Here is a 12,938-nt window from a genome sequence, read left to right as displayed (position 1 = left end):
CTCACCGCCCACTTCCTGCCCTCCGACGACGCAACCCGCCCCGACGCATCAACCCGTGCGCCACCACCACCAGCACGGCCAACGCTCCCATCACCCAGTACTCGTAACTGGCGAGCTCGTCGAGCCAGGCTTCGACCGCGGCCCCGAAGAGGTAGCCGGCGAGCACGATCACCGAGGCCCACAGGAGCGCCGCCAGGAAATTGAGCGGCACATAGAGCTGCGCCGGGATGCGGCTCATCCCCATGGCGATCGGCAAGGCGATGCGCAACCCGTAGAGAAAACGCATCAGCAGGATGAGCTTTGCCGGATGGCTCTCGATGAGCCCAAGCGCCGCGGTAATCTTTCCCCGCAGTTTGGGCAAGCGCTCCAGCACCCAGCGCCCGTGCCGCCGGCCCAGCCAGAAGAAGAACAAATCTCCCAACGTACCGGCAAAGGCCGCCACGACCCAGACGAACCACGGATCGAGATATCCGCGCCGCGCCGCGTAGCTCGCCAGGAGCAGAATCGTCTCCCCTTCGAGAAAGCAGCCGACGAACACCGCCAGATAACCGTATTGGGACACCAGCGAGGGAAAATCGAGCGAGAACGTCATCACCTCTCCTTCCTGCACCGCAACAACGCCGCATCGGCCACCGTGCGCAGCGTCAACGCCAGGCCACACGACACCAGGGCAAGGCCCGCCAGCAGCCCGATCCAGAAACCGAAGACCCCCAACGGGCGGCCGAATGGCCCTCCTTCATAGCCGAGCCAGGCCCCCAGAGGGATGCCCACCAGCCAAAACGCCCCGAGCATGAGGAGCATGGGCAGCAGGGTCACATGATAGCCGCGCAAAGCGCCCATCATGCACGCCTGCGTCGCGTCGAACACCTGCCATAAGGCCGCCAGCACCAGGAGCGAAGCCGCGAGATCCCGCACCGCCGGATCCGAACTGTAGAGTGCCGTGATCGCATGCCGCCCCGCCAGCACCGGCCCCATCATCAGCACCCCGATCGTCAGCCCTGCCGCAACCCCCGTCCAGGCGAGCCGCCGCGCCCGCGCCGGATCCCCCGCGCCCAGGCTCTGCCCCACCCGGATCGCCAGCGCCGCGCCGATACCCGCCGGCAACATGAAAAGGAGCGAAGCCACGTTGAGCGCCACCTGATGCGCCGCGATCTGCACCGGCCCGAACCGCCCGATCAGCACCGCGATGCCCGTGAAGGCCGCCACCTCCGCAAGCCCCGCCCCGCCCATGGGCAACCCCAGGCGCAACAGACGTTTCTGCCCCTCCCAGCTCGGCCAGCTCCAGCCGCCGCGCCAGAGGCGAAACGGCGCATAGGCCGGCGCGAACGCCGTCCACAGCCCCATCACCACGAGGCTGCACCACATCCCGATCGCCGTGGCCCAGCCGCATCCTGCGCCCCCCAGAGCCGGTGCCCCGAAGCGGCCGTAGATCAGCACCCAGTTGAAAAAAGCGTTGATCCCGAGCCCGAAAAACGCAATTGTCATTATCGGTTTGGGCCGGTCTACGCTCGCCGAATAGAAGGCGAGCGCCCGGAACACCAGCGCCGCCGGCAGACCGCAGCCGATTCCTTCCAGGAAAAAGGTCGTTTTCGCCGCCAGCTCCGGTTCGATCCCGAAACCACGCAACACCGCCGGCACGAACGGCAAGGCCGCCAGCGGCACGAGCGAAGTCCAGAGCGCCAGCCACATCGCCTCGCGGGTATCGCGCACGATGGCACGATGATCCCCCGCCCCATAATGCCGCGCCACGAAGGGGCTCACCGCCTGCACCACGTTCATCAGGCCGATGAAGACCGGAATCCACAGCGCCACCCCCAGCCCCACCACCGCCTGTTCCTGCGCCCCGGCATGCCCCGACATGGCCGTATCTACCAGCCCCATGAGCACGAACGCCGTCTGCGACAGCACCATCGGCCCGGCGAGGCGAAGCAAGGCCCGGATTTCCAGCCATCTTTCATATCCCCTTTCGCTCATCGTCTTCTCGTCGAGAACGCATTGGAGGTACAGACGACCGTAACCGTGGAAAACAACGTAAGGTACGAGATAGTGCAGCGAATCATTCGAATTCCTCAACCTAGGGAAACTTCAAAGTCTGCCACGAAAGCCATCCGCACGTGTAACGTGTTTTTTTCTGCGCTACACTGTTCGACATGCAAGGCAAGTGAATTGCCCCATTTCATCCGATGGAGAAAGGACCCCCCATGAAAACCCTCGTGATCGGAGCCGGCGTGATCGGCGTAACCACGGCCTGGGCCTTGTGCGAAGCAGGGCATACGGTCACCCTTGTGGAGGCGCGCGAGGCACCGGGGCGCGGCGCGAGCTATGCCAACGGGGCGCAAATCTCGGTGAGTCATCCGCACCCCTGGTCGAGTCCCAAGGCGCCCTTGATCGCGCTGGAGTCGCTCACGCGCGAGGACGGGCCGTTTCGCTGGCGCCCCTCGCTCGATACCGCGCAGTGGTGCTGGCTCACGGCCTTCCTGCGGGAATGCCTGCCGTCGCGCCACGAGCGCAACGCGCGGGTGATCGCGCTCCTTGCGCGCCACAGCCTGCAGGTGCTGCGCCGCTGGCGCGAGGCGCTCGGCCTGGAGTACGACGTGCAGACCCGCGGCATCCTGCACCTCTTCTTCACCCTGCGCGACTGGGAAACCGGGCGGCGGCACGAGGCGGAACTGCGCGAGCTGGGGATCACCGCCCGGGCAATCTCACCCACCGAGGCGGTGGAAATCGAACCTGCGCTCACACCGGTGGCCGCAAAACTCTGCGGCGCCCTGTACGCGCCGGAAGACGAATCCGGCGACGCGCGCCGTTTCTGCGAGGAGATGGTGGAGCGGCTACGCCAGGCCGGGGCCGAAGTGCTCCTCGAGACGCGCTGGAGCGGTTGGCGTCTGGGCAAGGGCCGCTGCGAGGCGGCACGCTTCGAGGGACCGGCCGGAGCCTTCGAACTCACGGCCGATGCGATCGTGGTCTGCGCCGGTGTGGATAGCCCGCAGCTGCTCGCGCCGCTCGGCATGGAGGCGCCGATCTATCCCGTCAAGGGCTATTCGCTCACGGCGCCCATCCTCGTGCCGGAGCGAGCGCCCACCGCCTCGCTCACCGACGAATCGAGGCGCATCGTGTGCTCGCGGCTGGGGAACCGTTTGCGCTTTGCCGGTACGGCCGAAATCGCCGGCTACGACGATTCGGTGCGTCCGGAGCGCATCGCGCCCCTGAGACGCTGGGCGGAATCGATGCTGCCCGGCGTGGCGGATCTGGAAGCGGCCGAAGCCTGGGCGGGGCTGCGGCCCATGACTCCGGGCGGCGTGCCGCTCATCGGGCGCAGCCCCATGGCCAACGTGTGGGTGAACACCGGCCACGGTTCGCTGGGCTGGACGCTCGCCTGCGGTTCGGCGCAGGCGCTCGTCGCCCGCCTCGAAGGGAAAACACCGCCCGGGCTGGAAGCCTTTCCCTTCGTAGGCTAAGAAGCCTATTTCACCACGCGCAGGAACCCCCCACCCCGTTTGCCGGAGGGTTTTTCTTCCGGCCCCTCGGGCGGGGTCGGTTCGCCGTCGGGTTCGGGCGCGGTGAACATCTCGTCGGGCAGCGCGATGCCGTGTCCGGTCTCGCGCGCGTAGATCGCGAGGACGTTTTCCGCCGGCAGCCAGACGTCGAAGACCTTGCCACCGAAACGGGCCTGGAAGGAGATGCCGTCGGACTCGAAGGCGAAACGGTTGGTCGCCTCAGGTCCGAGGTTGAGCACGATGACTCCATCCTGATCGTAGCCGCGGGGAACGCTCGCCCCCTCGACCTTGGCGCTGACGTAGGGCGTGAGCCCATGGTCGATGCACCAATCGTAGAGGGCACGGGCGAGGTAGAGCTTGGCCGAAGGGGGCAGCATCGTCACTTCCTCATGAGTTTTTCGGCAGGCGAGAGCGCGTCGATGAATCCCTGGCGGCTGAAAAGGCGCTCGGCATACTTCATGATCGGCGAGGCAGCCGAGGGCAAGGTGATGCCGTAGTGCTCGAGCCGCCACAGCAAGGGCGCCATCGCCACGTCGATCATCGAGTAGTCCTCACCGAAGAGGTACTTCTGCCGGCTGAGGATGGGCGCGAGCTGCACCAGCTGGTCGCGGATCGTCTGGCGTGCCTGCTCGCGCGGCGCCTCTTCTTGCGCATCTTCCAGCGCGCGCATGTGGCGGAAGAGTTCGTTCTCCAGCGTCTGCAGCAGCTGGCGCGCGCGGGCGCGCAGGATCGGGTCGGGCGGCATCAGCTGCGGATGGGGAAAGCGCTCGTCGATGTACTCGTTGATGATGTTGGGCTCGAAGAGCACGAGTTCGCGATCGACGAGCACCGGCACCCGCCCGTAGGGGTTGATGCGGGCGACGTCGGCCTGTTTGTCGAGCAGATCGACGTCGGTGACTTCGAAATCCATCCCCTTTTCATAGAGGACGATGCGGCAACGATGGCTGAATGGATCGACCGATCCCGAATAGAGGTTCATCATGGCGTACGTCTCACGAAGAAAAACGAACGCACCCCGGCCGGGGTGCGTACGTGACGACGGGGCGCGGATCCTGCCCGGCCGGGCTGCGGCGCCCCGCCGCAGCTGGGTTCAATGAACGTCTTTCCAATACGCTTTTTTGAGCGCATAGGCAAGCGCAAAGAACACCGCCAGGTAGATCATCACCCAGATGCCGATGGACTTGCGTTTCTCGGCGATCGGCTCGCCCATCCACTGCATGAACGAGACGAGATCGGCCACCATCTTGTCGTATTCCTGGGGGCTCATCGTTCCGGGTTTGGAGAGGACGAGCTCGATCGACTGGGTGCCATCCGGGTTCTTGGTAATTTTGGCCGTCTGCTCGCCCTGAAGTTCCCAGAAAACGTGCGGCATGCCTGCACCCGGGAAGATGACATTGTTCCAACCGGTCGGACGGGTAGGATCGCGGTAGAAACTACGCAGGTAGGTGTAGACCCAGTCCGCGCCGCTGCCGAGCTCGGAATTGCGCTGACGCGTCTCAAGCGTGAGGTCGGGAGGCGCCACGCCACCGAACCATTTCTTCGCGTCTTGCGGCCGCATGGCGATGGTCATGAGGTCGCCGACTTTCTTGTCCGGCGGCAGCAGCTTTTCCTTGATCTCGTCTTCGGTGAAGCCGATCTCGGTGAGCTTGTTGTAGCGCATGAAACTGGCCGAATGGCAGGCCATGCAGGTGGTGACGAAGATCGTCGCCCCGCGCTTGAGGCTTTCCGGATCCTTGGACAGGGGCGCCTTGTCGAGCTGCGGTCCTTCGGCCGAGGCGAAGACGAGCGCGGGGGCGATGAGGGCGGCCGCGAGCAGCCGCTTGGCATGGACGATGAGGTTCTTCATTTCCAGGTCACCCTTTCCGGTTCCGGTTTGCAAGGATCGATCTTGCTGTACCAGGGCATCAGCAAGAAGAAGGCGAAGTAGATCACCGCGCAGATCTGCGACACCAGCGTGCGCGCCGGCGTGGGCGGGAGCACTCCGAGGTAGCCGAGGATGAGGAAGGCGATGACGAAGATCGTCAGCGCCGTCTTGTAGATCGGCCCCTTGTAGCGGATGGATTTCACCGGTGCCCGATCGAGCCAGGGCAGGAAGGCGATGATGATGACCGCCGCGCCCATGGCGACCACGCCCCAGAACTTGGCGTCGATACCGAAGAGCGGGTAGGTGACGGCGCGCAGAATGGAGTAGAACGGCGTGAAGTACCACACCGGCGCGATGTGCGGCGGCGTGACCATGGGGTTGGCCGGGATGAAGTTGTTGTACTCGAGGAAGTAGCCGCCGCCTTCGGGCGCGAAGAAGAGCACCGCGAAGAAGACGATGAGGAAGCCCGCCACCCCGACGATGTCCTTGACCGTGTAGTACGGATGGAACGGGATGCCGTCGAGCGGGCGGCCGTTGGCGTCTTTCTTCTTCTTGATCTCGATGCCGTCGGGGTTGTTGGAGCCGACTTCGTGCAGCGCGATGATGTGCGCGGCCACGAGCAGCAGCAACACCAGCGGCACGGCGATGACGTGCAGCGAGAAGAAGCGGTTGAGCGTGGCATCCGACACCACGAAGTCACCACGGATGACGGTGGAGAGATCGGGCCCGATGACGGGGATCGCCGAGAAGAGGTTGATGATGACCTGCGCCCCCCAGTAGGACATCTGCCCCCACGGCAGCAGATAGCCCATGAAGGCTTCGGCCATCAGGGCAAGGAAGATGAGCACGCCGAAGATCCATACGAGTTCGCGCGGCGTGCGGTACGAGCCATAGAGCAGCCCGCGGAACATGTGCAGATAGACGACGATGAAAAACGCCGAGGCGCCGGTGGAGTGCATGTAGCGGATGAACCAGCCGCCGGGCACCTCGCGCATGATGTACTCGACGCTGGCGAAGGCCACCGGTACGCCCGACTGGGTGAGCGAAGCGTCCGGCTTGTAGTGCATCACGAGGAAGATGCCGGTGACGATCTGGATCACCAGCACGAGCAGCGCCAGCGAGCCGAAGTAGTACCAGAAGTTGAAGTTCTTGGGAGCGTAGTATTCGGTGAGGTGCTCCCGGATGGTGGAGGTGAGCGGGAATCGCTCGTCGATCCAGTTGAGCAGTCCTTGTTTGGTGGTCATGGTCTCGCCTCGCGCGTCAAGCTTTGTCTTCACCGATGAGGATCTTGGTATCGGTCAGGTATTTGTGCGGCGGCACGGTGAGGTTCGTCGGTGCCGGCATGCCTTTGAACACGCGTGCGGCGAGGTCGAACTGCGAGCCGTGGCAGGGGCAGAGATAGCCGCCCAGCCAGTCCTTGCTGATGCCGCTCGCCTCGCCCTTGGCGAACTTGGCCGTGGGAGAGCAGCCGAGGTGGGTACAGATGCCGACCACGACGAGATACTCCGGCTTGATCGAGCGGTGCCGGTTCTTGGCGTAGGGCGGCTGGATGGACTTCTCGGAATTGGGATCCGCCAGGCGGGGTTCGATTTCTTCGAGCGTGGCGAGCATCGCCTCGGTGCGGCGCAGGATCCAGACGGGCTGGCCACGCCATTCGACGGTCATCATTTCGCCGGGACCGAGTTTGCTGATGTCGGCTTCGGCCGGTGCGCCGGCCGCCTTGGCGCGTTCGGACGGGGTGAGGCTGGCGACGAAGGGAACGGCGGCGGCGACCACCCCAGCCCCGCCGACGACGGAGGTGGCGATCAACAGCTGGCGCCGGTTGTCGTCCAACGTGTGCTCCTTGCTCATGGCGCGAACCCTCGAGAGATGGAAAGACGGTGCAAATTTGCGGATTATAAAGGATCGCCGGGGGGCGTCCAAGAGGCATGCGGTAGCTCGACGCTTCAGGTGGCGTCGAGGCGGCGGCGGTCGATGAGCGCGTGCGCCACGGTGGCGGCATCGACGTATTCGAGCTCGCCGCCGAGCGGCACGCCACGGGCTAGGCGCGTGACCGTCACACCCCGCGGACGGACCCGTTCGGCGATCCAGTACGCCGTGGCTTCGCCTTCGTTGGTGAAGTTGGTGGCGAGCACCACCTCGCGCACTTCGGGCGAAGCGAGCCGCTCGAGCAGCCGCTCGAGTTCGAGCTCCTTCGGACCGATACCGTCGAGCGGCGAGAGATGCCCCATCAGCACGTAGTATAGACCGCGAAAAGTGTGGGTCTGCTCGATGGCTTCCATGTCGGCGGGCGACTCGACCACGCAGACGACAGTGGCATCACGCGCCGGATCGCTGCAGCGGGCACATACGGCGGTCTCGCTGAAGGCGTTGCAGCGCGCGCAGTGCGTGAGGGTGGCGAGCGCCGACTCGATCGCCCGTGCCAACCGCTGCGCACCGCGCCGTTCGCGTTGCAGCAGGTGGTGCGCCATGCGCTGCGCGCTCCTTGCGCCGACGCCGGGCAGGCAGCGCAGCGCTTCGATGAGTTCGTCGAGCGGTGTGGGCATGGAGACTCAGAAAGGCAATTTCATGCCCGGGGGCAAGGGCATGCCGGCAGTGACGGCCGCCATCTTCTCCTGAGTGGTCGTCTCGACCCGGCGCACGGCGTCGTTGACCGCGGCGGCCACGAGATCTTCGAGCATCTCCTTGTCGTCGAGCACGGAGGGGTCGATGCTGACGCGGCGTACGTCGTACTTGCAGGTCATGAGCACCTTGACGAGGCCGGCACCAGCCTGCCCCTCGACTTCGATCGCGGCGAGCTCGTCCTGCAGTTTCTTCATGTTTTCCTGCATCTGCTGCGCCTGGCGCATCAGGCCGGAAAGCGCGTTTTTATTGAGCATGGCGTGTTCCTTGCGGTGGAGTTGAAGAAGTAGACCAGGTGACGCTGGCCTCGTCGAGCGTGGCGTCGAACCGCTCGACGAGCCGCTGGGTAACGGGGTGCGCCAGCAGCCGCCCGACGGCGGCGGCATGGGCCCGGCGGCGGGCCTCGGCTTCGCGCTGCGCCGGCGTGTCGGCGACTTCGGCCACGGTGACACGCACTTGGACGCGCCGCCCCAGCACCTCGCCCAGCGCCTCGGCGATGCGATCGACGCATTCCGGGTGCAGATCGAGCAACACGCGGTGCGAGGCATCGAGCAGCAGCTCGACCGTGTCGCCGTGGACCGCGCGGCAGACGCAATGTTGCGCGAACTCGCGCGCAAGCCCCGTGAGACGCATGGCGGCAAACCACTCGTGCCAGGCATCGATTCCGCCGCTCGGGTTTTCCCGGCCTGCCGGCGGAGACACGTTCGGCTCCCGCACGCCGGACGGCTGGGGGGGAAGAGGCTTCGCCGGCATGCCGTTTGCCTGCAGCAGAGAAACGCCGGCAGCATCGGAAGAGGCCGTTTCCCCTGCCCCATCCTGCCCCTGGTTGGGCGGCAGGAACGCTGCGCGCCGCGCTTCGGCCGATTCAGTGTTCTCCCCGATCTTGGGCGCCGCACCCGGGCCGGGCACGGCGGGGGGCGACGCAGCCGTGGTCTGGGGCGCGAAGGCGAGCAGACGCAAGATCGCCATCGAAAAGCCGACGGCCGGATCGGGCGCGAGCGCCAGATCGCGGCGCGCGTGCGTGAGGATGTCGTAGGCGAGCTGGAGGTATTCGGGGTCGAGCCGTGCCGCGAGCGGGGCGAGCGTCTCGCGCGTCTGCATTTCCAGGGCTTCGGGCGCGAACTGCAGCACGGCGAGCTGATGCACGAGTTGCGCGAGCGCGGCCAGGGCCGATTCGAGCGACGCACCGCTCATGGCGAGCCGATCGGCGAGCGCAAGCGCGGCCGGGGCGTCGGCCGCCACCACGGCCTCGAAGAGTTCGCGCAAGGTGGCGCTCGCCACCAAGCCCAGCATCTCCGCCACCTGCGCCTCGCGCACCTCTCCTGCCCCGTAGGCGAGCGCCTGGTCGAGGAGCGAGAGCGCATCTCGCATGGACCCGCGCGCGGCCTGCCCCACGAGTTCGAGCGCCCCACGATCGTGGGGCACGCCCTCGGCCTCCAGGATGCGGGCGGCGTGTTCGGCGACGAGGGCGGGCGGCAGCGAGCGCAGGTTGAACTGCAGGCAGCGCGACAGCACCGTGACGGGGATCTTTTGCGGGTCGGTGGTGGCGAGGATGAACTTGACGTGCTCGGGCGGCTCTTCGAGGGTCTTCAGCATGGCGTTGAAGGCGTGCCCGGTGAGCATGTGCACTTCGTCGATCATGTAGACCTTGAAGCGCCCCTGCACCGGCGCGTAGACGGCCTGCTCGAGCAGCGCCGCCATGTCGTCCACGCCGCGGTTGGAGGCGGCATCCATCTCGACGTAATCGGGGAAGCGGTCGGCGTCGATCGCCACGCACGCGGCGCACGTACCGCAGGGCTCGGGCGTGATACCTCGCTCACAGTTGAGCGCCTTGGCGAAGATGCGGCTGATGGTGGTCTTGCCCACCCCGCGCGTGCCGGTGAAGAGATAGGCGTGGTGCAGCCGCTGCGTGGTGAGCGCGTGCGTGAGGGCGCGCACGACGTGGTCCTGCCCCACGAGCGCTTCGAAGCGGCGGGGACGCCATTTGCGGGCAAGGGCGAGCTGGGTCATGAGGCGGATTCTACCGGATTCCCCTTCGCCGTACAGACACGGTGTGAGGGTAAAAGGTTTTTACTATTGAAACTATTTCTCATTATCATTTGCATTATCACGCTGCCTTCCCTATCATGAACCCGAGTGAGCAAGGAGGAAGTGCAATGAGACTCATCCGAGGAAACGACGGAACGCTCCGCGCCAGGGCGAAACGCTGGCGCCGGGCGATCGGCTGGGGGATTTGGGCGGCAGGCATGGCCGTCCTGCTTCGGGAAGTGGCAGGGTGGATGGACTGGGAAGTGGTGGGCGTGGTGAGCTTCGCCTCACTCGCCGCCGTTGCCTGGTTCGGCACCGCGGCCCAGGAGGAACGGCAGGCGCGATCATGAATAAGGGGTGGCGAGCCGGACCCCCGGCACTTGCGGGGAGCGGTTAGGGCTGCTGCCTTCCGGCCCTGACCCGGTTCCCGCGCCGCAATGCGGGGCGACCCGCCACGGACGCCATTGTAGCACGCCTCAAGGCGCCGGAAAGGCCGCGGCACGGCCTGATCCCTCTTGCAAGCGCGCACTGAGCCGTCCGATCAGGGCAGGATCCGCGCCCACACGACGCAGCCGCGCGAGATAGTCCTGCGTCTTGCCCCACAGCTGCAGCTCGAGGCATAGTTCGACCAGGGCTTCGAGCACGGCAGGATCTTCGGGATGGGCCTGCAGCCATCGCTCGAGCCGCGCCAGCCCGCTTTGGCGCTCGGCAGCATCGAGGCTGGCGAAATAGAGTCGCACCAGGCCGGGTTGCCACTGTTTCTCCAGGGCTGCCTCCAGAATGGGGCGGACTTTTGCGCCCTGCCCCTGATCGATTCCCAGGCGCGCCAGGGATTCCAGAAGCTCGGGATCGAAGCGCTCTTCCTTGGGCAGGCGCTTCCACCAGGTAAAGAGATCTGTGCCCAAAGCCAGACGCGAGGACGCTTCTTGCAGATGCGCCCGCCGGATGACCGAGGCGATTTTCGTCGCCTCTGCCTCGCCGCGCGCACGCAGCCGGCGGGCGAGCTCCAGCGCCTCGTGCCATCTGCCCTCCCCTTCGGCGGCTTCGAGCTTCAGGCGCAGCGCCGTCGCCTCGGGAATGCCGCGGACTTCGGCGAGCCGCTCCATCGCCGCCTGCAGACGCTCGGGGCGGGAGAAATGCACGCCAAATTCGGCTTCCAGCACGGTGCGAACGTCCGGCCAGTGATCGAGGCGGGCAAGCCAGTTTTCCGCCCGCGCCTCATCGCCCTGCCCGAGCGCCGTCGCTGCCGCCAGCGCCGCGCCGGCCTCGGCGACGGCGGGGTTGCCGGCGAGCCGCTCCGCCAGCCGATGCACCGTTGCCGTATCGCCCAGCGCATGAGCGCGCACGAGGCGTACGAGCGTGCGCACGGCCCGCCGCAAGCGCCACGCTTCGCGCCGCGCGCGCAGGGCACGGGGCAGGCCGAGCAGCGTGACCACGAGGCGTAACGACAGATAGAGGGCGACGACGGTGAGCACCAGCACCAGCACAAAGAGGGTCAGCGACAGCTGGGCGCGCCAGGGCGGCACGACGAAGACGACGTAACCGTCCACGCTCTGGATGGCGAGCCCCGCCGCCACCGCCAGCGCCGCCACGAGTACGAGCGTGATCAAGGCTTTCATGAAATTCTCCTCAAGGCGCAGGGGCGGAAACCGCCTCGGCCTGAAGACGCGCCTCGATCTGGGCGAGCGCGGCGAAGGATTCGGTAAGGGCCACGCGCTGCGCCGCGATCGACTGGGCCGCGAGTTCGTCGAGGGTGGCGAGCGCCGCGGCCACGGCCGGATCCTGGGTGGCATAGAATCGCACCAAGGCCTCGCGGGTTTTTTCCAGCGCGGCACGATAGCGACCTTCGTCTCCCGCTTGCGCGGCCAGCCTGGCGCTGGCAAGCCATAGCCGCAGGTTCTCTTCGAGCACCAAGCGCTGCTGCGGCGAAAGCAGTTCCGGCGCGACGGCATTGAGCCGCTCCAGGCGCACGAGCCGTGCCGCGGCGGCGAGGACTTCGTCCGTCCAGCGCAGCAGCGTCTGCCACAAGCGCCGATGCCAGGGTAATTCCGCCGGCGAAGAGGCTTCTTCCGCCGGGATCTCGGTGGCGAGCCGGGGCGCGCCGAGGGCTGCCGCCTCCGGCAGGGGGGAGGCAAAGGCGAGCGCAAGCTGCGGCAGTCGGGATTCCAGCGCATCGAGCCGGGCGAGGATCCCGTCGAGATCGACCCGGGGTGAGGCGCGCAGTCGCTCGAGGTCTCGCGCGAGCGCCTGCCGCAACGGCAGGAAGAGACCACGGTTCTCTTTGGTCAGCCGCGCGTCCAGTTCGGCGAGCACGGCGAGCGCCGTCGCCGAATCGTTGGCCCAATCGATGCGCCGTTGCGCATAGGTGAGCGCATCGCGGGCCTCGACGAGCAAGCGGCGTTCGTCCTGTTGGGCCAGCGCCTGGGTGAGGCGCTCCACCAGGCGACCGAGCTCGCGCAGTTCATCCACCTGCCCCTGAACCTGGCCCAGTGCATGCTGGACGGTATCCAGCCGCTGCGAAAGAACGCTCAGCGCGCCCTGCAGCTGCTGGACGGATTCCTCGCTGCGTTGCGAGCCCTGTTCGAGCCGACCGAGCCGCTCCTCGAGCGCCTGGCGCTGTGCCGCTTCCTGCTGCACCACATGCCGCGCATAGGCGTAGGCTCCGAGGGCGAGCAGCAGCACGACGATGCCGGCGGCCAGTGCCCAGGCCGCGTAGCGGCGGCAGGGTCGGAAAGGCAGCGCCTCCGGCGTGCCCGGATCAACGCCGTCCGAGTGAGGTTCCGGGGCGGGCGGAGTGTGCGGCACATCTCGCTGCGCAGTCCCTTCGGGCGGGGCGCCAGAAATCGGGGCGACGGGACGCTCGTGTTCCGCGTTTGCCTTTTCTTGCGCTGCGCCTTCTTGCGGTTTCGGTTCGTTCATCGATTTCC

The 12,938-nt window shown here is 66.6% G+C and carries 14 protein-coding genes and 1 other RNA gene; 2 read left to right on the top strand and 13 right to left on the bottom strand.

Translation table 11 applies throughout. The annotated features are described in order from the left end of the window. Position 1: 1 nt before the first annotated feature. Together H607_RS0105970 and H607_RS11980 are read right to left on the bottom strand one after the other, a co-directional pair. Positions 2-592, bottom strand: coding sequence for a DedA family protein (locus H607_RS0105970; RefSeq protein ID WP_037989797.1), 591 nt, complete (start codon positions 590-592; stop codon positions 2-4). Next, on the bottom strand, positions 592-1,974 hold the full coding sequence (locus H607_RS11980; protein ID WP_037989794.1) for an MATE family efflux transporter: 1,383 nt from the start codon (positions 1,972-1,974) through the stop codon (positions 592-594). The genes H607_RS0105970 and H607_RS11980 overlap by 1 nt, the downstream gene beginning before the upstream one ends. A 227-nt stretch (positions 1,975-2,201) precedes the next feature. Here H607_RS11980 and H607_RS0105960 point away from each other — a divergent pair, with 227 nt between their 5' ends. After that, entirely contained in the window at positions 2,202-3,458 is a 1,257-nt protein-coding gene (locus tag H607_RS0105960; protein WP_028874669.1) for a D-amino acid dehydrogenase, read from the top strand. Between the two features lie 5 nt (positions 3,459-3,463). Here the strand turns inward: H607_RS0105960 and H607_RS0105955 are convergent, their stop codons facing one another. The 8 genes from H607_RS0105955 to dnaX form a co-directional block, all read right to left on the bottom strand. Then, a complete protein-coding gene (locus H607_RS0105955; RefSeq protein ID WP_028874668.1) occupies positions 3,464-3,874 on the bottom strand; it encodes a stringent starvation protein B in 411 nt (136 codons plus the stop codon). A 2-nt stretch (positions 3,875-3,876) separates the two neighbouring features. Further along, positions 3,877-4,479, bottom strand: a complete 603-nt coding sequence (locus H607_RS0105950; RefSeq protein ID WP_028874667.1) for a glutathione S-transferase N-terminal domain-containing protein — start codon at positions 4,477-4,479, stop codon at positions 3,877-3,879. Positions 4,480-4,587: 108 nt separating this feature from the next. After that, a complete protein-coding gene (locus H607_RS0105945; protein ID WP_028874666.1) occupies positions 4,588-5,343 on the bottom strand; it encodes a cytochrome c1 in 756 nt (251 codons plus the stop codon). Then, on the bottom strand, positions 5,340-6,605 hold the full coding sequence (locus H607_RS0105940) for a cytochrome b (protein ID WP_028874665.1): 1,266 nt from the start codon (positions 6,603-6,605) through the stop codon (positions 5,340-5,342). The genes H607_RS0105945 and H607_RS0105940 overlap by 4 nt, the downstream gene beginning before the upstream one ends. A gap of 16 nt (positions 6,606-6,621) precedes the next feature. Beyond that, positions 6,622-7,212 carry a ubiquinol-cytochrome c reductase iron-sulfur subunit gene (petA, locus tag H607_RS0105935; RefSeq protein ID WP_028874664.1) on the bottom strand — a complete coding sequence of 197 codons (591 nt, stop codon included), beginning with the start codon at positions 7,210-7,212 and terminating at the stop codon, positions 6,622-6,624. 95 nt (positions 7,213-7,307) lie between these two features. Then, a complete protein-coding gene (gene recR / locus H607_RS0105930) occupies positions 7,308-7,907 on the bottom strand; it encodes a recombination mediator RecR (RefSeq protein ID WP_028874663.1) in 600 nt (199 codons plus the stop codon). A gap of 6 nt (positions 7,908-7,913) precedes the next feature. Continuing rightward, a complete protein-coding gene (locus H607_RS0105925) occupies positions 7,914-8,240 on the bottom strand; it encodes a YbaB/EbfC family nucleoid-associated protein (protein WP_028874662.1) in 327 nt (108 codons plus the stop codon). Then, positions 8,230-9,993, bottom strand: coding sequence for a DNA polymerase III subunit gamma/tau (gene dnaX / locus H607_RS11975; RefSeq protein WP_051240713.1), 1,764 nt, complete (start codon positions 9,991-9,993; stop codon positions 8,230-8,232). Before dnaX ends, H607_RS0105925 begins: the two co-directional genes overlap by 11 nt. A gap of 146 nt (positions 9,994-10,139) precedes the next feature. On the opposite strand from dnaX, the gene H607_RS0105915 reads away from it, so the two are divergent. After that, positions 10,140-10,361 carry a hypothetical protein gene (locus tag H607_RS0105915; RefSeq protein WP_028874661.1) on the top strand — a complete coding sequence of 74 codons (222 nt, stop codon included), beginning with the start codon at positions 10,140-10,142 and terminating at the stop codon, positions 10,359-10,361. 6 nt (positions 10,362-10,367) lie between these two features. Here the strand turns inward: H607_RS0105915 and ffs are convergent. The 3 genes from ffs to H607_RS0105905 all read right to left on the bottom strand — a co-directional run bounded on the left by ffs (position 10,368) and on the right by H607_RS0105905 (position 12,930). Next, an RNA gene (gene ffs / locus H607_RS13120) (signal recognition particle sRNA small type) lies at positions 10,368-10,465 on the bottom strand. A gap of 22 nt (positions 10,466-10,487) precedes the next feature. Then, positions 10,488-11,630, bottom strand: a complete 1,143-nt coding sequence (locus H607_RS12885) for a heme biosynthesis HemY N-terminal domain-containing protein (RefSeq protein WP_051240712.1) — start codon at positions 11,628-11,630, stop codon at positions 10,488-10,490. 10 nt (positions 11,631-11,640) lie between these two features. Next, positions 11,641-12,930, bottom strand: coding sequence for a uroporphyrinogen-III C-methyltransferase (locus H607_RS0105905; RefSeq protein WP_028874660.1), 1,290 nt, complete (start codon positions 12,928-12,930; stop codon positions 11,641-11,643). Positions 12,931-12,938: the final 8 nt, after the last annotated feature.

The organism is Tepidiphilus margaritifer DSM 15129, from assembly GCF_000425565.1.
GTDB classification, from domain to species: Bacteria; Pseudomonadota; Gammaproteobacteria; order Burkholderiales; family Rhodocyclaceae; genus Tepidiphilus; species Tepidiphilus margaritifer.
Note: the sequence above shows the minus strand (reverse complement) of the source record. Positions and strands in the feature narration are given on the sequence as shown.